At 40.9% G+C, this 22593-nt stretch carries 18 protein-coding genes; 12 read left to right on the top strand and 6 right to left on the bottom strand.

All coding sequences use genetic code 11. The features are described 5' to 3' along the window. Positions 1-169: 169 nt before the first annotated feature. From MUN87_RS07555 to cyoE, 5 genes are all read left to right on the top strand, one after another. Positions 170-1486, top strand: a complete 1317-nt coding sequence (locus MUN87_RS07555; RefSeq protein WP_244747096.1) for a hemolysin family protein — start codon at positions 170-172, stop codon at positions 1484-1486. Continuing rightward, positions 1483-4107 (top strand): cation-translocating P-type ATPase, encoded by a 2625-nt coding sequence (locus MUN87_RS07550; protein ID WP_439649647.1) that lies wholly within the window; start codon positions 1483-1485, stop codon positions 4105-4107. The genes MUN87_RS07555 and MUN87_RS07550 overlap by 4 nt, the downstream gene beginning before the upstream one ends. Before the next feature lie 112 nt (positions 4108-4219). After that, a complete protein-coding gene (locus MUN87_RS07545) occupies positions 4220-4939 on the top strand; it encodes an SDR family oxidoreductase (RefSeq protein ID WP_244747095.1) in 720 nt (239 codons plus the stop codon). Positions 4940-5188: 249 nt separating this feature from the next. After that, positions 5189-6034, top strand: a complete 846-nt coding sequence (locus MUN87_RS07540; protein WP_244747910.1) for an SAM hydrolase/SAM-dependent halogenase family protein — start codon at positions 5189-5191, stop codon at positions 6032-6034. 12 nt (positions 6035-6046) lie between these two features. After that, a complete protein-coding gene (cyoE, locus tag MUN87_RS07535) occupies positions 6047-6907 on the top strand; it encodes a heme o synthase (protein ID WP_244747094.1) in 861 nt (286 codons plus the stop codon). 841 nt (positions 6908-7748) lie between these two features. Here cyoE and MUN87_RS07530 read toward each other — a convergent pair. From MUN87_RS07530 to MUN87_RS07515, 4 genes are all read right to left on the bottom strand, one after another. Next, a complete protein-coding gene (locus tag MUN87_RS07530) occupies positions 7749-8393 on the bottom strand; it encodes a PepSY domain-containing protein (protein WP_244747093.1) in 645 nt (214 codons plus the stop codon). A gap of 102 nt (positions 8394-8495) precedes the next feature. Further along, entirely contained in the window at positions 8496-9848 is a 1353-nt protein-coding gene (locus MUN87_RS07525; protein WP_244747092.1) for a sensor histidine kinase, read from the bottom strand. Continuing rightward, entirely contained in the window at positions 9845-10531 is a 687-nt protein-coding gene (locus MUN87_RS07520; RefSeq protein WP_244747091.1) for a response regulator transcription factor, read from the bottom strand. The genes MUN87_RS07525 and MUN87_RS07520 overlap by 4 nt, the downstream gene beginning before the upstream one ends. 49 nt (positions 10532-10580) lie before the next feature. Further along, a complete protein-coding gene (locus tag MUN87_RS07515) occupies positions 10581-11411 on the bottom strand; it encodes a MurR/RpiR family transcriptional regulator (protein WP_244747090.1) in 831 nt (276 codons plus the stop codon). Positions 11412-11623: 212 nt separating this feature from the next. On the opposite strand from MUN87_RS07515, the gene MUN87_RS07510 reads away from it, so the two are divergent. From MUN87_RS07510 to MUN87_RS07480, 7 genes are all read left to right on the top strand, one after another. Beyond that, positions 11624-12502, top strand: coding sequence for a DUF8171 family membrane protein (locus MUN87_RS07510; protein ID WP_244747089.1), 879 nt, complete (start codon positions 11624-11626; stop codon positions 12500-12502). Then, positions 12499-14196, top strand: coding sequence for an ABC transporter ATP-binding protein (locus MUN87_RS07505; protein ID WP_244747088.1), 1698 nt, complete (start codon positions 12499-12501; stop codon positions 14194-14196). Before MUN87_RS07510 ends, MUN87_RS07505 begins: the two co-directional genes overlap by 4 nt. Next, entirely contained in the window at positions 14180-14989 is an 810-nt protein-coding gene (locus MUN87_RS07500; protein WP_244747087.1) for an energy-coupling factor transporter transmembrane component T family protein, read from the top strand. Before MUN87_RS07505 ends, MUN87_RS07500 begins: the two co-directional genes overlap by 17 nt. Positions 14990-15003: 14 nt before the next feature. Continuing rightward, positions 15004-15783, top strand: a complete 780-nt coding sequence (locus MUN87_RS07495) for a PHP domain-containing protein (RefSeq protein WP_244747086.1) — start codon at positions 15004-15006, stop codon at positions 15781-15783. A 1623-nt stretch (positions 15784-17406) separates the two neighbouring features. Continuing rightward, the gene (locus MUN87_RS07490) at positions 17407-18219 is read left to right on the top strand and encodes a helix-turn-helix transcriptional regulator (RefSeq protein ID WP_244747085.1); all 813 of its coding nucleotides are present in this window, start codon (positions 17407-17409) and stop codon (positions 18217-18219) included. 107 nt (positions 18220-18326) lie between these two features. Next, positions 18327-19814, top strand: coding sequence for an alpha-glucosidase/alpha-galactosidase (locus MUN87_RS07485; RefSeq protein ID WP_244747084.1), 1488 nt, complete (start codon positions 18327-18329; stop codon positions 19812-19814). Positions 19815-20102: 288 nt separating this feature from the next. After that, positions 20103-20831, top strand: coding sequence for an MBL fold metallo-hydrolase (locus tag MUN87_RS07480; RefSeq protein WP_244747083.1), 729 nt, complete (start codon positions 20103-20105; stop codon positions 20829-20831). A gap of 299 nt (positions 20832-21130) precedes the next feature. Here the strand turns inward: MUN87_RS07480 and chbG are convergent, their stop codons facing one another. Continuing rightward, a complete protein-coding gene (chbG, locus tag MUN87_RS07475) occupies positions 21131-21829 on the bottom strand; it encodes a chitin disaccharide deacetylase (RefSeq protein ID WP_244747082.1) in 699 nt (232 codons plus the stop codon). Positions 21830-21848: 19 nt separating this feature from the next. Continuing rightward, positions 21849-22583, bottom strand: coding sequence for a GntR family transcriptional regulator (locus tag MUN87_RS07470; protein ID WP_244747081.1), 735 nt, complete (start codon positions 22581-22583; stop codon positions 21849-21851). Positions 22584-22593: the final 10 nt, after the last annotated feature.

The raw sequence follows: 22593 nt of genomic DNA, 5'->3' as shown, positions 1-22593 counted from the left end.
GTACTAAATTACAATATGTTAATTATCACACATAATGCGTTATATTTCTATCATAATATATTATGTCATATTTTGTAATGGTTTTCACGCCTTTCTCTAAAAATTCTTGTCTTATTCCTGTTTATTTTGGGTATAACAAAGGTAGGTATACAAAAAACGAGGTGATTATTTGGTATTATCCTTCATTATTTTAATTGTATTAATACTCATCAATGCATTTTTTGCCGCATCTGAAATCTCCTTAGTAGCATTAAATGATAATAAAATAAAAAAGAGAGCAGAGCAAGGCGATAAAAAATCAGAAAAGCTTCAAGCGTTGTTAGCAGAGCCTGGTCGTTTTCTAGCTACGATTCAAATTGGTATCACATTGGCAGGTTTTATGGCCAGTGCCTTCGCAGCAGACAGATTCGCAGGTCCATTAGCAGAATGGCTCGTTGATATCGGTGTTCCTGTATCCTTATCCTTGCTTCAGTCGATCGCGGTGGTAACCATTACGATTCTTTTGTCTTACTTTACACTCGTCATCGGGGAATTAGTACCAAAGCAATTGGCACTGCAAAAGGCCGAAGCGATTGCCTACAAAACCATCACACCACTTTCGATATTATTTAAAGTCAGTTTTCCTTTTGTCAAAATCCTGAATGTTTCCACCAATCTGATTGTGAAGATGTTTGGTGTCGACCCGAATGCGAAACAGGAAGAAGCGAACGAAGAAGAAATTCGGATGTTAGTCGATATTGGTGGGGAAAGAGGAACGATCGAGAATGACGAAAAAAGAATGATCCATAATATTTTTGAGTTTAATGATAAGACCGTTTCAGATGTAATGACACATCGAACCGATATTTCGGCGATAGATAAAGAAGATAGTACAGAAGAAATATTAACGATTATCAACGAAAAGCGATATACACGTTTTCCTGTTTACGATGGTGACATTGATCATATTGTCGGGATATTACATATCAAGGAGATGTTTACTTTTCTTCAGACAAAAGAAAACTCATGGCATCATCTCTTGCGTAAACCTTATTATGTGATGGAATCACAGCCAATTGATACGGCTTTCCAAGACATGAAAAAACATAATATCCATATTGCGATCGTCGTCGATGAATATGGTGGAATTGATGGATTAGTCACGATTGAGGATATGGTCGAAGAAATTGTCGGAGAAATATTAAGCGAACATCACCTGCCTGGTGAGGATGAATCAAGCAGCTTGAAGAAAGTGAATGAGCATCAGTATGAAGTAGAAGGAACAACGAATCTCTATTTATTAGAAGATGCCTTTCACCTGGAGTTACCATCTGAAGAATTTGAAACCGTTAATGGATTTATGGTAAACCAGCTAGGTTATATTCCAAAATTGGAAGAGCGACCGACGATTACGTATAAAAATGTCACCTTTAAAACAGTAGAGATGTCTGATTATCGAATTGAGAAAGTGTTGATTACGTTAGATGCAGGAGGGGAAAAAACGTGAGTACTTACCAAAAGTCCAAGCAAGAGATTTTGGAGAAATGGGAGGTTGAGCCTTCTTCAGGTTTATCAGATAATGAAGCCAGTAATCGGCTGGAGCAGGAAGGCTACAACGAAATTGCAGATAAAGAAAAAGTCCCGACATGGAAACTCTTTTTAGAAACATTTAAGGATGCGATGGTTGTCGTTCTCTTAATTGCTGCCATCGTTCAGCTTGTATTAGGAGAAATTATTGAGTCACTCATTATTTTTATCGTCATTTTGCTGAACTCTGTCATAAGTGTGGTGCAAACGAAAAAAGCAGAAAGTTCATTAGAAGCATTACGTGATATGTCAGCACCGGAAGCGAAAGTCATCCGAAATGGAACCAATCAGACAATTATGGCGAGAGAACTTGTTCCTGGAGATATTGTGTTGCTCGAAGCTGGTGATTATATTCCGGCGGATGGGCGTTTGATTGAAGCAGAATCGTTAAAAATAAATGAAGGTATGTTGACAGGGGAATCTAATGCCGTTGATAAAATGACTGAACCAATTACAGAAGAAGTGTCAATTGGTGATCAGACAAATATGGTTTTCTCCAGTTCATTAGTTGTTAATGGCCGTGGAACGTTTGTTGTAACAGCAACAGGGGAGAAGGCGAAAATCGGTAAAATTGCGGAAATGATCGAAACCGCTGAAGCGAAGGAAACACCGTTACAAAGAAAGCTGGATGACTTTAGTAAAAAGCTCGGCATTGTGATTTTGTTACTCTGTGTACTGATTTTTGCCGTTCAGGTTGGCCGATTATTCTTTAGTGATGCTGACGTCGATATGACGCAAGCTGTCCTCGATGCCTTGATGTTCTCGGTGGCGATAGCTGTTGCGGCGATTCCAGAAGCGTTACAATCAATTGTCACGATCGTATTATCGGTTGGTACCAACAAAATGGCAAAACAGCATGCAATCATTCGTCGTTTACCAGCTGTTGAAACTCTAGGCTCCACCAGTGTAATCTGTACAGACAAAACCGGTACACTGACGAAAAATCAAATGACGGTTACGGAAGCCTATCTCCCTGGAGTGAAAGACGCGTTTGATGGGGAGAAATGGACGAAGGCAGAGCAATTGCTGGTTCAAACGGCAGCATTATGTAACGATTCGTATATTAATGAAGACAATAACGAGATTGGTGATCCGACTGAAATTGCGCTGATTCGACTCGCGAATGAACAGAATGAGCCATATAAAGCATTGCGCGAAAATCATAGCCGTGAAGCAGAACTGCCATTTGATTCTGACCGGAAGATGATGTCCACGGTTCATACCATCAATGGAGAACGACTGATGCTGATCAAGGGTGGGCCAGATGTGATGCTCGACCGTGCCAGTTATTTGCTCTCAGGTGATGAAGAACAGTCACTAACAGATGAATGGAAAACAAAACTCGAGGAGCAGAATGAGAATTATTCCAGACAAGCATTACGTGTGTTAGCCTTTGGTTACAAAAAACTGGAAGAAGGGCAATCCATCTCATTAGACGATGAACAAGATTTTACCTTAATTGGCTTTACTGCCATGATGGATCCACCTCGTGACGCTGTTTACGGATCGATTAAAGAGGCGAAAAAGGCAGGAATTAAGCCTGTTATGATTACAGGTGATCATAAAACAACAGCAGAAGCAATCGGTAGAGATATCGGGTTGATGGGAGAAGATGATTTTGCTGTTACAGGTAAAGAGCTTGATAACATGTCTGAACAAGAATTAACGGAGAAATTAGAGCACATATCTGTCTATGCACGGGTTTCGCCGGAGAATAAAATCCGCATTGTGAAAGCATGGCAACAAAAAAATCAGATTACCGCCATGACAGGGGACGGAGTCAATGATGCACCCGCCTTAAAACAAGCCGATATTGGAATCGGAATGGGTAGTGGAACCGACGTGGCAAAAGATGCGGCAGCAATGATTTTAACCGATGATAACTTCGTATCGATCGTGAAAGCAGTCAGTGTCGGACGAACAGTGTTTGATAACATTAAGAAGTCAATCGCATATCTATTTGCTGGAAACTTAGGTGCTATCATTGCTATTCTGTTCGCAGTTATCATGAATTGGGCGAATCCTTTCACCGCCTTACAATTACTTTTTATTAATCTTGTCAATGATTCGTTACCAGCCATTGCGTTAGGGATGGAAAAATCAGAACCGAATGTGATGAAGCGAAAACCTCGAAAAATTGATGAGGGTATATTTGCAGGCGGCACAATGCGCTCTGTGATCATTCGTGGTTTGCTCATTGGTGTGGCGGTTATTATCTCACACTATATCGGTCTGCAGCATTCTGAAGAAATGGGCGTGGCGATGGCCTTTACAACACTTATTTTATCTCGTACGCTGCAAACCTTCCCGGCTAGATCCAACGTACAGACAGCATTTGGCGCTGGATTTTTTGAAAATAAGTATGTACTTGGTGCCGTCTTGGTTGGCTTTGTTTTATATGCCATTACGATCATGCCGTTCGCTAGAGATGTCTTTCATATTCCGGGAAGCTTCGGATGGAGTGAAATAGCTATTGCGACAGGCTTAGCCTTAGCGAGCGTAGTGCTGATGGAAGTAGTTAAGATGTTCCGAAATAAATAAGAACGAGAAGAAACAGACATCATTTCCTAGGTGTCTGTTTCTTTCGTCCCACAAACTTTCAAAATATGTTAAAATAAATGTAAAGGTTTTCATTTGTAGGAGTGGTGAATCGATGAAAGTGTTAGTGACCGGTGCGAATAGAGGTTTAGGATTGGCGTTAGTTCAACAGGGACTTGCACAAGGACATATTATGTTTGCAGCTGTCCGCTCGGTAGCGGACCAGCATATTAAAGGTTTACAGCAGTTAAAAGCTTCCTTCGAAGGCCAGCTGCGTATTCTCCATATGGACGTTACCAATGAAAAATCGATTAAACAGGCAGCAGATGCGGTAAAATGGACGGATCAATATTTAGATGTGGTCATCAATAATGCCGCTGTATTAAATGAACGTGAAGCCAAGATTGAGGAATTGGATATCCAGGCATGTTCGCATGCGTTCGACGTCAATACGCTTGGTCCCTTGCGTGTCGTTAAACATTTTCTGCCTTTGTTGAAAGTGGGCTTAGAAGAGCGAGTATCCGACACACAGGCAATTCTGAATATCAGCTCTGAAGCAGGCAGCATAACGAATACTGGACCTCTCGATTATCCATACGGAATGAGCAAAGCGGCATTAAATATGCTCACAGAAAAACTAAAACGTTATTTACAGCAAGACGACATTACCGTAATTTGCATCCATCCTGGCTGGATGCAAACCGATATGGGTGGAAATCAAGCACCAAAAGACCCAAACGAAACAGCAGCAAACCTCTATAACCTGCTGGTAAGAAGCAGGAATACCGAACCATACTCCTTTGTAGACGATTTAGGGCAGCAAATGCCACTGTAATAGGAAAAACATTAATAGGAGATACTAACACCTCAACATCGTAGTTGTGGTGTTTTTTTATATTAGGAAAATGCTTTTTCGAAATACGGTTCCCATATCTATTTAAGCTATCAGAGCGTGGGTTAGTGAATTTGACAATTTTCCCTGATTCGCGCATAGTTACATGGCTCTTTTCATAACTAAATATATATCCTTTCAATTCATTGAAGGAAAATAGTATAATGAGACTAAACAGAGAAAGGGGTAGTCATCATGATGCGTGCTTTAGTTTTACAATCGGATTTCGGAATAGAGGATGGTGCGGTTAGTGCCATGAAGGGTGTCGCACACGGTGTAAGTAAGGTCATCCCGATTTATGATAATACACATGATATACCACCATTCGATATTTGGGCAGCCTCTTATCGCTTGTTGCAGACTGTGGCTTATTGGCCAGTTCATACCGTTTTTGTATCTGTCGTAGATCCTGGAGTTGGTTCAGAACGAAAAAGTGTGGTGGTCAAAACGAACAGTGATCAGTTTATCGTAACGCCAGACAATGGCACATTAACACATATCGCCAAAAAAGTAGGGATCCAGGCAATTCGTGAAATCGATGAGAATGTCAATCGCTTGCCACAATCTGGCGCTTCTCATACCTTCCATGGTCGTGACATTTATGCCTATACTGGTGCTAGGTTAGCGGCAGGTGTCATCACATTCGATGAAGTAGGACCTGAATTACAAGTAGAAAATGTCGTCAACTTACCACTATATGAACCACAATGGAAAGAAGACAGTATATTAGGAACGATCGATATATTGGATGTGCGATTTGGTAATTTATGGACTAATATTCCGCGAGAGCTCTTTTTACAATTAGGAGTTGATTATGATCAAGCGGTGGAAATCGAAATAGTCAATAATGCCAGAAGTGTGTATCGTAATAAGATGACATTTGGTCGCTCTTTTGCAGCGATTCAGCTGGGAGAACCAGTGTTATATGTGAATTCTTTAGATAATATGGCAATTGCGATTAATCAAGGCTCATTTGCGAAAGCCTATAATATCGGAACCGGTTCGAATTGGAGAATTAATATTAAGAAAAAGAGTTAAGGGGATCAATCGATGTTCAGCTTTTTAACAGAATTAAAATACTTATTTAAAAGATTTGTCCTCATAGCTAATGTATTACCTGCGCTGTTAGGTTTTATCATTGCAGCTAAATATTATGACATTTCATTTATAGATTACCTGCTTCCTTTTGGTTTATTACTTGTGGGAAGCGGGATGCTGGTAGCCGGTGCATTAACGTTAAATAATTGGCTAGAGGCAGATGTCGATAAATTAATGGAACGAACAAAACAACGTCCAACTGTAACGGGTTCGTTATCATTAAAGACAATATTGGGGCTTGGGATAGCCCTGAGCATTATAGGACAAGCTATTTTATTTTTTATTAACTTGGAAGTAGCGATATATGGCTTTATTGGCTGGTACACATACGTTGTCGTCTATACCGTCTGGACAAAAAGAAAAGTGACATGGAATACACATGTCGGAAGTCTGTCCGGAGCCGTTACGCCGTTGATGGGATGGGCGGTCGTGGATAGCGCGATGCATCCGATTCCGCTCAGTCTGTTCGCGGTTATGTTTTTATGGCAAATGCCGCATACGTATGCGATCGCCATTCGCAAATATGATGATTATGCGAGAGCGGGATTAAAGATGCTCCCTGTCGTGAGAGGATATGATGTAACTGTAAGACGGACAAATATTTATCTTGGCTTACTCCTCTTGACCCCATTATTCGTGTCAGGGTTCAGCCTCATTTTTTATATCCTCCTCACGGTCGTTAATATCAGCTGGCTAGTCATTGGCTTAAGTGGATTTAAATGGTTACCGATTAAGAAATGGGCAAATCTGTTGTTTGTTAGTTCGCTTGCTTATTTACTAACGGTGTTTTTGCTATTTGTGCTATTTGTATAGATTTTGCTTAAGTGGCCATAAAACAGCTAAAAGTGGCCATAAAGTGAATGAAAGTGGCCATAAAACGTCAAAGAGTGGCCATAAAAGTATTCAAAGTGGCCATAAAACACTAAAAAGTGACCATAAAAAAACCGGAGCGTAATTAGCTCCGGTTTTTCTTATCAATCAAGAAAATATAAAAGTGCAGTCACAGCAGTAATCATATTAGACATGAAGTTGAATTCCTAAATATGGATTATGTCAACTAACAGCTTAGTAGTCATTTTGAAATATCTCATTTGATGGGATATCGCTCCGTCCAACCACTTCGCGTCCTGCGGGGCACGGCTGAAGCTAACTTTGTGAAGAAGGGCACTTCACAAAGTGGATCTCCAGCGCCTGCCTGTCCCGCGGGAGTCTACGTGGTTGGCCTACGCTAGAATTGTTACGCTACAACTGTTGTAAGAGATAGCATATTGACCGCTGTGTAATAGCAATTGTATGAATAACATAATGCTTAGAACTACTGCTTTTAGCTGTTCCATAGTTTGTAGCACTTCCCATAAGCGTAGGAAATAGGCGGAGACTCCTCATGCCTCAGCGCGAGCTGAAGATCCACTTCATTTGTGCCTGTGTCTGCAAGCATTGCTTCGAAGTGAGCTTCCTCGGCACAAGGCAGCACAGATGTAATTCAAGTAGTAGCCTAGCTGAAGCCGTGCCCACAGGACGCGGAACCTATTTCCGGAGCTTTGCTAAGCAGATAAACGATATCAAAATGACCTTTTTGCAATACAGCCTTTGTTTACATAATCCATATTATAGGTAGTTGTATAATTATTTTGTCAATTAGCTTAGGTTTTTCTTAATCATCATTATCTTTACGTGAGATGGAAATTATATCGCCGGTATAACCGTCAATTTCCAGCTCTACTTTTTCATTATCAGTAGTACGGATTTCAATTTCGTAATAGGTTTGCCCGTCGTCTTCATCCAATTCAAATTCAATAATCTCACCATCATATTCCTCTAATGCAATCGTTCTTGCTTCGTCGCTAGATATTAACGTTTGCTGGTTGGTAGACTGAGCAGTGTCATCGGAGGATTGATTGCTTGTTCTATCACCTTTTGAATCATCAGATGATTGGGTATTCGAGTTGTTTTCATCCGTATCATCAGCTGCGTCATCCTGTGATTGAGCATTGTCAGCTGTTGATTGATTGTTTACCATTTTTTGATCTAATTCCAGAATTTCTCCCGTTTCAGCATCAATGGTTAAATCGTAGTGACGATCCGTTCCTTCTATATCAATTTCATATACTTTTCGGTTATTCTCTTCTTCTAACTCAATTTCTTTGATTGTGCCAGAGAACTGGCTGGTTGCTTTTTCTTTCGCTTCATCCTCTGACAAATAAGCGCTTGCCTGATTGGATGTGAATTGAAGAATACCAAGGACAGTACCGACTACAACTAAACCTGTAAGAATAAAATAAAATGTTTTGTTTTTCATAACTCATCTCTCCTTTTCTTTGTTAGTTATAGTCTATCCAATCACGATGAGTTCAACGTGAGAGGAAAATGAGAATTTGATGAGAAAATGAATAGTGTTTTCTTATTTAGGAAGCTCTATTGTAAAGGTTGAACCATTGCCAGGTTGACTGTCCAACCTGATATTGCCACCGTGTAATTGCACGATCTGATGACAAATCGCAAGCCCCAATCCAGTACCGCCTGCTTGCCTGCTTCTTGCTTTATCAACACGATAAAATCGTTCAAATATCTGCTTTTGCTCCTCTTCTGCTAATCCTTCTCCTTGATCTGTAATCGAAAGGTATATATGGTCATCTGTCTCCTTAAGCAGAACAAGAACTTCCTCATCACTGTATTTACAAGCATTATCCATCACGATATAAACGGCCTGTTGAATTTTGGGCCGATCTGCACTGATCGTAATATCATTCGTAGTATGCTGGCTAAACTTCATTTCACGCTGATACGCCGTTGATAGCGAACGGACAACCTCCCGTGTCATTTCACTTATATTGATGGGTGTCATGTAGATGCTTTCCTGCCCCTGATTCTTTGCCAGAAGAAGCATTTGCTCAGTCAGATGTTTCATTCGTTCTGCTTCAGACAAAATCGCACCAGTCGCCTCATCAAATATTTCTGGTTTATCTTTTCCGCGTCGTTGTAATAATTCAGTGTAGCTCGTGATGACGGACAGGGGGGTACGTAATTCATGAGAAGCATCGGAAACAAACCGGTCTTGATTTTCGATATTTTCATTGATTCGTTCAATCATGGCATTATAAGCTTGCTGCATCTGGCTGATTTCATCGTTGTTTTTTTGATGGAGGGTTAACTTTTCCCATTTGCCATGATGAGGATTCTGCTTCATTTCAGTTGTAAGAGATTGTACCGGTTTTGTCACTAATCTGGCTAGATAATAGCCCGCAATAAGTGCAGGGATTAGCATTAAGCCAGCAGATAAATAGAGGACAATACGTAAAATGGACAAGCCATCCTCCATAGCGTATAATGCTTCACTGACTTGTAACGTCACTATTGAGCCGTCTGTCCAAATCAGAGGAACAGCAATTTGTGCATAAGGAACGCCATCTGCACCAGTCGCCAAACGTTGTTCCTCCGTTTTTGTATAATGGGAAGGCCAATCAAGAAATGACGTTTCTTTAGCTTTCTCATCTATCATCTCACCTTGTTCATCAATGATCCGAATCATGCTGTCAGCAGGAAGCAATGCTTGCAATAGTCTATCGTTTTCAATATTTGCTGTCTTATTTCTAGCAATGGCTTCCATAATATTTTCCACATCATTGTGAACTCGGTTTAATTCATTTTCGCTAACCCTGTTCTCATAAAGTAGATAGACGGCACTATTAATAATCAAAATCACAATTACGAGGAACATGGTTAAAAAGATTTGAATTTTTGTACGTAGTTTCATGATCTTGCATCCTTTATCGTATAACCTACGCCACGAATTGTCTGAATGGTATTTTTGTGAAAAGGTTTGTCGATTTTGTTGCGAAGGTAACGGATATACACATCAACAACATTGGTATCCCCTGCATAATCAAACCCCCATACGTGCTCAAGTAATTGTTCTCTCGTTAATACTTGATTTTGATGCTTTAATAAAAATACCAACAAATCGTATTCGCGTGGCGTCAGTTCGATTAGCTTTGTACTGCGCGTCACATCTCTTGCCTGCAAGTCGATCGATAAGTCGTCAAATCCCAGCAGATGTTCTTCGGTCTGATCTGGAACGGATTGTCGTAATTGAGCGCGAATTCTTGCTAGTAATTCTTCAATTTGAAAAGGTTTCGTTATGTAATCATTTGCGCCCAGGTCAAGACCAGACACTTTATCATGCACTTCACCTCTTGCCGTTAATAACAGAATAGGTGTCGTACTGTTCGTTTTCCGGTATCTTCGTAAGATCTCCAGTCCACTCATTCCCGGAAGCATAATATCTAACAAAAGTAAATCATAAGTATGTTGTTGCAACAGTTGGAAAGCAGACTGGCCGTCAAGCGCAGTAGTCGTTTGATAATTCTCATAGCCCAGCTCTAATTCCAGCACACGTGCCAGCTTTTCTTCGTCTTCCACGATAAGAATGTGGGTCATCCGTTCAACCTCCTTTTCCCCTAAATATAGCATATTTTTGGCTGTTTACCTATCGAGGCAAATCTTTTTCGTATTTTTTTCGTAAAGCGCTTAGATGTTCCAGGCGCGCGATATTTTGTTCTTTTTCTTTCATGCTGAGACTGAGGATCATATTTTCTATTAGAAGTGTTGGTGCCACCATCGAATGAAACTCGTTCGTATCCCCTCTGCTGGCAAACAAAGTAATGGTGGCAAGCGAGGTAAAGTCGGCAATTAATTGGTCTGTGATCATGATTGTCTGATAGTGGATCTCCCGTTGGTATTCGAGGACAATCTTTTCCTCAGGCAATAATCTTCCGAAGGCGAATAATACAACGACATCTTGATTGGTCAAATGGAGCAAGTCCTCTAGTATTTCATTACCATGATGTTCAATCAGGTGAATGGAGATTCCAAATCGCTTAATGCGGTAGACGAATAATTCGCCTAAACCTTTCGACGGACCGGTGGCAAGTACATACACTTTCTTCGCGCGAAACAAGCTGTCGATTGCTTGCTGGAATTTATCTGGCTGCAGGTTGTCGAATGTCTCCTGCAACAAGGAAATGCTTTTTTCCATCGTCAAGTACGTCTTTTGCTGGACAGGAGTGGACGAAATTCCTCTTATTTTTCGGGCAGGGGATACTTCTAATTCCTTTTTCATCTGTTGTTTAAAAGCTTTTAAATTCTGATAACCAATAACCGGCCAGAAACGAGAGACAGAGGCAATGCTGATACCAATTTCTGATGCAATTTCTTTCTCTGTCGAAAGTAATACTTGTTGCAGGTGCTTGGAGATGTAATTAGCAATTTTGATTTGATTTTGCGTTAAATCGGCTTTATCGACTTGTAACGGTACCATTCAAACCGCTCCTTTATCCTTAGTAAATAGTGTTTGCAACCAATTAGCTGCAATCATTGTAGCAAACAATCAAGTCTGTCAGAGCTTAATGATAAAAAATTTACACAATGATAATAAAAGTTAACAAATTTACATTCCCTTAACTTTTTTTGAATAGTAGGTTAATAATACAAGTCTACAATGAAAGTAACCAAATAAAGGAGGTAAGATCAATGGCTACATTAAACAAGCGTTACACACTAACACAGTCCCAGAAAATGATGGTATTTATTTTGTCGATGTCGTTGTATGGTTTATCGAACATGATTACAGAACTGGTGCCTAGTGCAAATCTTGGGCCAATTGAGTTTTCCATTGAGTATTTTGCATTTATCCCTTTGACCTTATGTATTCTGTTTCATCCTCTTTATGCTGCAATTGGAGCATCGCTTGGTGAAATAATTTTCGGAGAATTGATGCTCGGACAATTCGGCGGGTTTGGTGAGTTAGAGAAATTTATCGCCTTTTCCTTAGCCATGTATGTGGCGGGGACATTTGTCCGTGATCCGAAAAATCTCAAGCAGGTTGGAACAGCGGCGATGCTCGGTGTCGTTATTCATCAGGCGATCAGTTGTACCGTTGATATTATGAAAGTATGGGTCGGGGTAGAAGAATTAGAAGCCGTACCAGGACTAGCGGAAAGTGTTGTCGTGATTGAAGGGGTTTCTTTCTTAAATGATGTGTTATTTTCAGGGATCCTGTTCGCCCTGCTGCCAACATTATATTTAGTCCCTCGTTTATACGGAAAAATCGAGCCATTATTAGGAATGAAACCGAGAGATCGTCATGATCGTTATCCATTGAAAGAAGTAATGGGACCGCGCCTTGTTGCAACTGGAATTATTTTAGCGTGTGCTGCATTCCTTTTTGAATACTTATCAGAGGCAGGTTTCAATGTGGAGTGGGAAGCAGATTTTCTGGAAATGTACGGTGAAGGTTTCATTTGGATAAGCCTTGGTGCTGCTCTCCTTGTTGCGGTCATCACCATTAGCATTATGTTAAAGAAAAAATCTAACGTATCAGATCAACAGGAGGAAAAGATCCCATCATGACACATCAAATAGAAATAAAGGATGTTACGTTTCAATATCCGGGTGCAGAGGAGCCGGTATTACATAACGTAAATCTGACAATAGAAGAAGGGGATTTTGTAGCGGTATTAGGAGGCAATGGCAGTGGGAAATCGACCATGTGTAAATTGTTGAACGGTTTGATTCCTCATTATTATGTTGGAGACTTTTCCGGTGAAGTGTTAGTGGATGGCTTAAAAACAACAGATTATAAAGTCGCTGATCTTTCCCGTCATGTCGGCTATGTCTATCAGGATTTTGAAAATCAGATTGTCAGTCCACGAGTGTTGGAGGATGCCTGCTTTGCTCCTCTGCACTATGGACTTGCAGATTATCGTGAGCGTGCTTTGCATGCTCTCGATATTGTAGGGTTAACTGATTTGCAGGATTCATTTATCTGGCAGCTAAGTGGCGGTCAAAAGCACTTGCTCGCATTAGCTAGTATCTTGTCCTTAAATCCGGATATCATCATCATTGATGAACCGGTAGCACAGCTGGATCCCCGTCATGCAAAAGACATATATGATATTTTAGCAGAACTGAATCAGGTTCATGGCAAAACGATTATTGTGATTGAGCACCATACCGAATTTGTTGCGTCCTATGCAAAAAAAGTTGTGCTTCTGGAGAAAGGGACGGTCCATTTCGACTTGCCGGTAGAAGAGGCTTTGAACCAGGTAGAGACATTATTGAAGCATCAAATCTATCCGCCACAAGTAACACAAGCAGCTAACCTGACAGGAATGCAAGACACATTGCCGGTTACGTTAGATGGATGTGACAGCTGCTTCACTGGTCAGGAGCTTGCAATCGAATCGGTACCAGCTGATGTACCGAGGAAAAAAACAATTGTCACATATGATCATGTGTCTTTTGCCTATAAGACGATTACACGGGAAAAAAGACAAGTGCTTCACGATGTTAATTGTACGATTCATGAAGGAGATTATATTGCATTAGTCGGTAACAACGGCGCAGGGAAATCATCATTAATGCGCTTGATGACCGGTCTCGTCAAGCCAGCTGATGGTCAAGTCATGATTGATGGTGAAAATACGAGATCATTGCCGCCTGAATTTTTGGCAGAGAAGATCACTTATATTCATCAGAATCCTGAGCAAATGTTTATCGATGATTGTGTCGAAAAAGATGTAGCGTTCTATATGAAATCACGAAAAATCAAGGGCTATCAAGATTACGTACAATCGCTGCTCGAGCAATTTGAATTGACAGAGCTAAGAGAGCGGGACAGTCGTTTGTTAAGCGGTGGACAGCAACGTCGTGCATCCCTGGCGATTGGTGTCGGTATGCATCCGGAGATCATGCTGCTGGATGAACCGACTGCGAATCTGGATATCGCGACGAGAAAGCATATTACCAGATTGCTGGACGAATTAAAATCCCAGTTGAAGGCTGTTGTGATTGCAACACACGATATGCAATTAGCTTGTGAGTTTGCTAATCGAATCATTGTCATGCACAATGGCAGGATTATCCATGATGGGGACCGGGCGTCTGTATTTGAGAATTTTCGACTGTTAGAAAAAGCAGGTCTTGAAGCACCACAAATTTTTTCGTTATCTCAGCAGCTTGGTTGGCAACAGCCGGCCTATACCGTAGAGGAATTTGTCAATCGCTATCAGAGAGAGGAAGTTAGCAATGGAATATACGCGTAAATTTGCTGATAAATTATCGGTTGAACAAATGAAAATAGAGTTATTAAACACGGCATATGGTAATGATCATACTTTCCTGGCGAGATTAGATCCCAGAACCTTGTTTATCTGGTATCTCTTCTTCGGCATTGTCCCTTGGTTTCTCCATGATGTGAAGGTGCTGATCGGCATGTGTGCGTTTATGATCATCACCACGTATATGGCGAAGATCAGCCCGCTGATCATTTTTATTTTGTGTTTAGGTTTATTGGGCCAGGGTGGTTATCTTTTAATTGTTTCTTTCTTTTTTGGCGGGGATTTATCAACGATTCTACCATTGCTAGTGCTGACGCTTAAGTTATCGACGATTTCTTTGGCTAGCATCACGGTATTTTGTTCGATGAATCCAGATAAATTGAGTGATGGTTTGCTGAAAATTAAAGTGCCTGGTCAGGTTTCATTCAGTATCGCATACGGATACCGAATGCTCCCTACGTTACTTGAGGAATATCACCACGTGTTTCAATCGTTTCGTCTGCGTGGAAAAGCTCCGGAAAAACGTGGTTTCTTCTATATTAATTCGATTAGCTATTTTGTTAAAATCGCGATGTTTTCCTTTTATCCGTTGTTATTATCGACGGCTAAACGGGCTAGGACAACGGTGGAAGCATTAGAAACAAAAGGCAGCATGTATGGCTTTAATCATCCCGAAGTTCGCAAATTGAAGCTGGCTGCACTGAAGATGAAAAGAAATGATTATTTCTTTTTATTCGGATCAAGTGTGTATGTTTTCGCATTATTTATTTTACTATAGGAAGGTGTTTACAGATGATTATCGATTTTCACAGTCATGTTAAGATTTCAAAAAAATCAACATTTATGCCGGATTATTTTCGTGAAATGATGGCAGAAGCCAAACAGAATGGTTTAACGGCATTAGCTTTAACCGAACATTTTAATACGAGTCGTTTCATGGATATATATGATTTTTTGGATGCTAATTATACGTATATAAATGGTTATTATGATGTGGATGATTTAAAATTGTTTCCTGGAGTCGAAGTGGATGTCTCTGAAACGGGGCATATTCTACTGATAGGGAGCCGAGCAAATGTTATCGCAGTTCGTGAGGATTTAACAGGCAATTTGAAAAAAGATCAATTCATCGCTTTTGATCAATTGATGGATCTTGCTGATCAGTATGAGTTGCTGAAAATTGGCGGACACCCTTACCGTGACAGCACACCGCTAGCTCGAAATGTGTCACGCTCCCAGTTACAACGATTGGACGCGCTCGATTTAAACGGGAAGGATTTGTATGCAAAAGGCGTGGAGGCATGTAAGCAGGAATTACAGCAATTAGCTGATGAAATTGCACTGCCAATTGTAGGAGGCAGTGATACCCATCAGTTCTTACAATATGGCAGTATCCTCAACCACTTTTCTGCCGAATGCGAAACGAGCGAACAACTTAAAAGTGCGATCCAGCAAGGTCAATACCAGGTCCAGATTTCGGAACAATTACCTTTGAAAGTAAAATCAGCAACATTAGTAAAAAAATATATGAAGAAATATTTAAAGGAAGCGGAAGAAACAGTATCTATGTAACAAGTATGGGGCACAGGACAACTCTTGTGTCCTTCTGAATAAAACGAGTTGGAAACGCTGTCATTAATGAGAAAAGAAAAGGAACCAAAACTGGTAAGTAGAGCCACGAGATTTGTATCGTTTAACGAGAAAGAGAACAAAAGAGGGGAGCAGTCCGCATAGATTTGTATCGTTTAACGAGAAAGGGAACAAAAGAGGGAAGCAGTCTGCATAGATTTGTATCGTTTAACGAGAAAGGGAACAAAAGAGGGAAGCAGTCCGCATAGATTTGTATCGTTTAGCGAGAAAGGGAACAAAAGAGGGGAGCAGTCTGCATAGATTTGTATCGTTTAACGAGAAAGGGAACAAAAGAAGGAAGCAGTCCGCATTAGATAGTGCTTCATATCCTAGCTGTCGCATAAATTGTAGAGCTATAAATCAGCGGAGGCCAACCACGGAGACTCCCGCGGGATCAAGCAGGTGCTGAAGATCCACTTTGTGAAGCGCCCTTCTTCACAAAGTTAGCTTCAGCCGTGCCCCGCAGGACGCGGAGTGGTTGGTGGAGTAGCCGTCAAGGCTAAGAATCTAATGGAGTGAAAGTCTCCTGTCGTCAATTTGCCGATTCAGACGACTAGCATATCCAATGCGTGGGAAGGTAACGACCCACGTTCTGCTTGGAAGTAAACGCCACGGCGGCCTGTATTACGCAGAGAATACAAGGTCGGAACAGCCTGTGTGGCAAGCAAACCTAGAGGCCAAAAGGCTTTAACGAATACTGCAGCCCCGAAAATTCGCGCCTTTCTGAAGCTGTTGAAGGGATAAATGTTTTGCGCCGACCTGTTGCCAACTTGGGGAAGGCTGATATTCTATAGGAAGAAACGGTAATGAGCACTATAGAAGCAACCGGGGTAGGGGTTTTAGCATCTAGGGAAAGATTCTTAGAGATAACGACGGGAAGGTCCTACTTCTAGCAGGGACTAGCAACAACCTGCAAAGACCAATCCTTATAAGTTAACAGCGAAATAGGAATGGAAGATTTAGGATCGGCGGATGAGTCCGTAGTAGCAAAGAATGAAGGGTAATGCCTTCAGAGATAGAACAAGATTCTATCCCTGTCAAGGGTAACACCCAAGATAGGGCAAAGGGGCTCTGGATACTTGGCGGATTGTCTGGCAAAGTTGAACGCAGAGTCAACACAAAAAAAAAGCCTGAGACATTCACGTAGATAAGTAAACTCATTTAGTAATGGGTGAATGTTGGCTAGAACTTAAACCTAGATTAAATGAGGAAGGCATATTTATGATAGAGCCAAGGTCAGAACCGGACTCGGGAAATCCGACCGTCCGGGATCGTGGGGGGGCTACAGGAAACGTGATTCTACATGAATGCGCGCGCCTGTTTTCTACCCGACCGAAGCGGTATCCCAGCACATAAAATATCTCAACATGGATGCTTGGCTAGCGATGGCTTGTTTACATAACCCATATTATGGGAAGTTGTTTATTAATGAAGTCAATTAGGACCAGGCGGTTTATGCCTGGTTTTTCTATATAGTCAATTGATGTAAGTGAGCCAGAAGAATTGCTCCTATGTTTTATTACAAAAGTCTGCTATGCTATGGATAAAAAAGGAGTAAACATAAGGATGTCTCAATTCCCTAAAGTTGTTGCCTATTATTATAAACACTGGCATGAGTTTGAAATGTCGTTGCATCAGCATCAGGCGATGGAAATTATGTATGTGATCGATGGCAAATGTCAGGTGGAAGTCGATCAGCGTACGGTACAAATGCGGAAAGGCCAGTATATTTTTATTCAGAGTCAAGTAAAGCATCGTTTGATCATTGACAGGTCGCACCCGTGCAGGATGCTAAACATAGAATTCATTATTGAGGAAAGAGATGAAAGTTATATTTCTTTTGAGAAACTAGCGGGACAGTTGAATGGCCTTTGGGAGGCGAACAGAAGTCATTTACTTCTTAAGGATAACGAGTCAGTATTTTTCACCTTGCGTCAGTTAGTTCTCGAATTAGATCATCAATCTTCCGAAAACGAGCTCTTGATCGATAACTTGATCATCCAGCTCTTGATGTGGATGGCCCGCAATCAACGCGAGCTGGAAAGTGATGCGGATAACCAATATATTAAAAAAGCGTTAACGTTTATTCACGAATCATATGATACGGAAATAACGGTAACAGACATAGCCAATGTAACGCATCTTCACCCTAATTATCTCCATCGCATTTTTAAGCAATCACTGGGAAGTACGATTAATCAATATATCACTAAAGTCCGCATGGATAAGGCGAAAATGCTGTTAATTAATACAGGAATTCCGGTAACAGATATTGCAAATTATGTTGGGATGAATACCAGTCAGTATTTTAGTAGTACGTTTAAACGAAACACAGGATTATCACCATCGGCATATCGTGATCACTTTCGAGAGATCTAAAAGTTAGAATTTTATACATATTTACTGTAATACATTTCAAAATTTAAATCGCTTTCAACTTTTTCGTGCTAAGCTAACGGTAACGATAAAAAAAGGAGGAAGCAGTTATGTCTTTTAAAATTGCTTTTATAGGAGCAGGGAGTATTGGTTTTACAAGAGGATTACTGCGAGATGTATTGTCGGTGCCTGAATTTCAAGGAATCGATGTTGCTTTCACTGATATAAACGAACAAAATTTGGATATGGTAACGCAGCTGTGCCAACGGGATATTGATGAAAATGGCTTAGCTGTATCGATCAAGGCGACAACCGATCGAAAGGCTGCCCTGCAGGATGCTAAGTATATTTTTAACGTGGTCCGCATTGGTGGACTAGAGGCATTCGAGTATGATGTTGAAATTCCGTTGCAGTATGGCATTGATCAATGTGTGGGAGATACATTAAGTGCAGGCGGGATCATGTACGGGCAACGTGGAATTGCGGAAATGTTAGAAATTTGCAAAGATATTCGTGAGGTGGCTGCGGACGATGTGCTGCTGTTGAATTATGCGAATCCAATGGCGATGCTGACGTGGGCTTGTAACAAATACGGCGGTGTTCGGACAGTTGGTCTATGTCATGGTGTGCAAAATGGTCATAAACAAATTGCGGAAGCATTAGGCAGAAAGAAAGAAGAAGTAGATATTATTTGTGCTGGTATTAATCATCAAACCTGGTATATCGATGTCAAGACAGATGGCGCGGATCGCACGAATGAATTATTGGAAGCATTCGAACGTCATCCGGAGTATAAGCATACGGAAAAAGTAAGAATCGATATGCTAAAGCGGTTTGGTTATTTCAGTACCGAGTCGAATGGTCACTTAAGTGAATACCTACCCTGGTACCGAAAACGTCCGGAGGAAATCAGCGAATGGATTGATCTGAGCAGCTGGATCAATGGCGAGACTGGCGGTTATTTGCGTGTCTGTACGGAAGGACGTCATTGGTTTGAAACTGACTTTCCAAACTGGCTGCAGGAACCGGCGTTTGAATATAAGGCTGAAAATCGCGGAGAAGAGCACGGTTCCTATATTTTAGAAGGATTAGAGACTGGTCGTGTCTATCGTGGTCACTTTAATATGGTCAATAACGGCATTATTTCCAATTTACCAGATGATGCAATCATTGAAGCACCAGGATATGTAGACCGTAACGGGATCAACATGCCGGTAGTAGGTGAATTGCCGCTTGGGCCAGCAGCTGTGTGTAACAATAGTATCTCGGTTCAGCGACTGGCCGTTGAAGCAGCTGTTCATGGCGATGATTACTTGTTACGACAGGCAATGATGTTAGACCCATTAACTGGTGCGGTGTGTAATCCGAAGGAAATTTGGCAGCTAGTAGATGATATGCTGATCGCCCAAAAACAATGGCTTCCGCAATATCAAGCAGCCATTCAAGCAGCAGAACAACGAAAGCATTCTCAAGAGCGGATCCCAACAAAAAATTATCAGGGGGCAGCACGCTTAAAAGTTAAATCGGTAGAAGAAATGGCCCAAGATCGAGTAGCCGCCAATCAAAATGCCGGAGAAGCGGATAAAGGTAATTTTTGATTAACCATTGAAAAATAGGTATAGTGAAACCATCAGGAATGCCTGGTGGTTTTTCCTTTTGTTAAGGTTCCTATATGGATTATGTTTTAGCGGTCATTTTGAACTATTATGTGTGGTATAATGCTTTCTACCAACCACTTCGCGTCCCACGGGGCATATTTCCAGAGCTTTGCCAAGTAAATGAATCTTTCAAAATGATCGCAAAGTTGACATAAGCCATAGTACAGGCATTATTCAAGTTAGCTAGGATAAAGAAAATGCTTATTTTTAGCTGAAAGGAGACTGGAGATGAACATTATTCCGCTTGGTATTTGGGGAGGCTATCCAAAGGCGAACAGTGCCACTTCATCTTTCTTAATAGAGGAGGACGGCTTTTATTTATTGTTTGATTGTGGCAGTGGCGTGTTAAGCTCTTTGCAAAATCATGTTAACATTCAGCAGCTCGACGCAGTGATTATTACTCATTATCACCATGACCACATTGCCGATATCGGAGCCCTGCAATACGCGAAATTAATTCAAAATCAATTAGCAGGCAAGCCAAAAACGTTACCGGTTTATGCTCATAATCAGGATGAGCACTTTCAAACAATAACCTTTAAAGAACATATGAAAGCAGTGAACATTTCACATGCAAATCAAATAGGACCTTTTGCTATAGAGACAATCAAAACCAATCATTCCGCATTTTGCTTAGCTGTCAGAATTGAGGTTAACGGGAAATCCGTTGTATTTACAGCGGATACGGGGTGGGAGCCTGCCTTAATTGAATTCTCAAAAAAAGCAGACATGCTCATTTCCGAAGCAAATCTTTATTTGCCGTATGAAGGGCAAATTCCAGGTCATATGACAGGAAGACAGGCAGGTTTACTAGCGAAAGAAGCAGGTGTAGAGCAATTACTGTTAACCCATCTTCCGCATTTTGGAGAGACAGAGGACCTTGTTAAGGAAGCGCGACAGCATTTCACTAAACATGTGTCCTTGGCAGAACCGGGAAAGAATTATGTATTAGCATAAATAAAAGAAGTCACGCACCAGTTTGCATGACTTCTTTACATTATGGCAAGACCACAGGTTTCTTTTATCGCGGTGCTCTCAGTTGATGCCCGCCCAGTTGCTACGTTTCTATGCGAGCGTTTGGGGCTTTTCCTAAATTATTGTTTTGCTTCATAGCCAGCAGCGAAGATAGCAACCAGAAATGTAACACTTACACCTATTACTAATGCAAGACCCATGTGTATCCTCCTTTTATCAGATTATTATGTACGATTATTCTTCCCTTATTATAGCGAATCCCATTCCATTTGTGAAGGTTTTTAAATGATGGTTGCCCAATCTGGACATTTTAGCTGACATAGAGTGTCCAATTCTTTTTCGCGCATGTATTGATAAGAACTGGCATCTTTTAAATCCTGATCGACGTAGCCAGGATGGGTCATTACTTCGATGGTCGATGCTTCGCTTTGCCGGAGTTTTTCAAAAATGTCTAGACTGACCCCTTCTCCATAAAAATTAGTATACAAATCCGCTGTTAACAAAATCTCAGGAGTTGCACGCAATGATGGCACATATCTAACGGGAACTTGATAGTACTGCGCTAATTCCAGTATGATCGGTTGTAACGGTTCCCAGCCGTGAATATGATGATGACTGTCAAGATGGTGGAGTGGTAATCCTGTCTGCAAAAAAGCTTCGATTTGTGCCTGCCATTCAAGCTTAATGGCGTCTTGATCTGTAAGGCTTTCCTGAAGAAAAAATTTGCTATACTTGAAATCTCCATTAGATTTAGTCAGCCCAAGCAGATCATTTCGCAACGGCTTTCCCCAAGTTAATACTAAGTGAAGTCCAACGTTAAGCGAAGGCGTCTGTTTTGCCAATGTGACCGCATATTCGGTAGCCTTCGTGTTCATCATTAATGTAGTGGAGGAGACGACCCCATTTAAGTGAGCTTCAACTATTCCGTCAGTTACCCCTTTGGATAAGCCGAAATCATCCGCATTAAATAATATATCCATCACTACACCCTCCCTCAGATTATGATTCTTCTTTGTCCGGGTAATACCGTTCAATGACAAAATTGGTCTTATCTCCTCTGAAGTAGGATTGTGAGTATTCGATTTTTTTGCCTTCCTTATCCTCAGCAATCGTTTCAATATAAAAGCAAGGTAAGCCTGTTTCAGACTCTAAATAATAAGAGGTGCTTTCATCAGACAGTGTAATTTCTATATGCTCTGTTGTTTTGGCGATGTTTACCTTAAAATCCTTTTTTAATGCATTATATAATGAAGTTTCTGCTTGTTCTTTGGTTATACCAGGCGCAACATTCCAAGGAATATACGATATTTCATATTGAGTCGGGCTGTTGTTTGCCTTCCTGATCCGCTCAATCTTTTGGATGGGGTCATTTAATGGCACATCTAACGCTTGCTGCATGGTGGCATTGGCAGGAATAACAGATAATTGGTGTAAAACGATTTCTGCTGTTTTACCCTGAATTTCTAATTGATCTACGTACCTTTTGACTGTTTGCGATAGCGTTTGGCTCACTTTCTTATCAGCTACAAAAGTACCTCGTCCTTGAACTCTTTCCAAATAACCTTCAATGGTTAACTGGTTTAATGCTTCTCTGACCGTCGTTCGACTTACATCAAAATCGTTGCATAGCTCTAACTCAGTCGGGATTTTTTCTCCTTTTTGATACAATCCACTCTTTATGCGGGTAAGCAATTCATTTTTTATATAAGCATGTAAAGATTGTTTTTTCTCCATAATGTTCTCC

Source organism: Gracilibacillus salinarum, assembly GCF_022919575.1.
GTDB lineage: Bacteria > Bacillota > Bacilli > Bacillales > Amphibacillaceae > Gracilibacillus > Gracilibacillus salinarum.
Note: the sequence above shows the minus strand (reverse complement) of the source record. Positions and strands in the feature narration are given on the sequence as shown.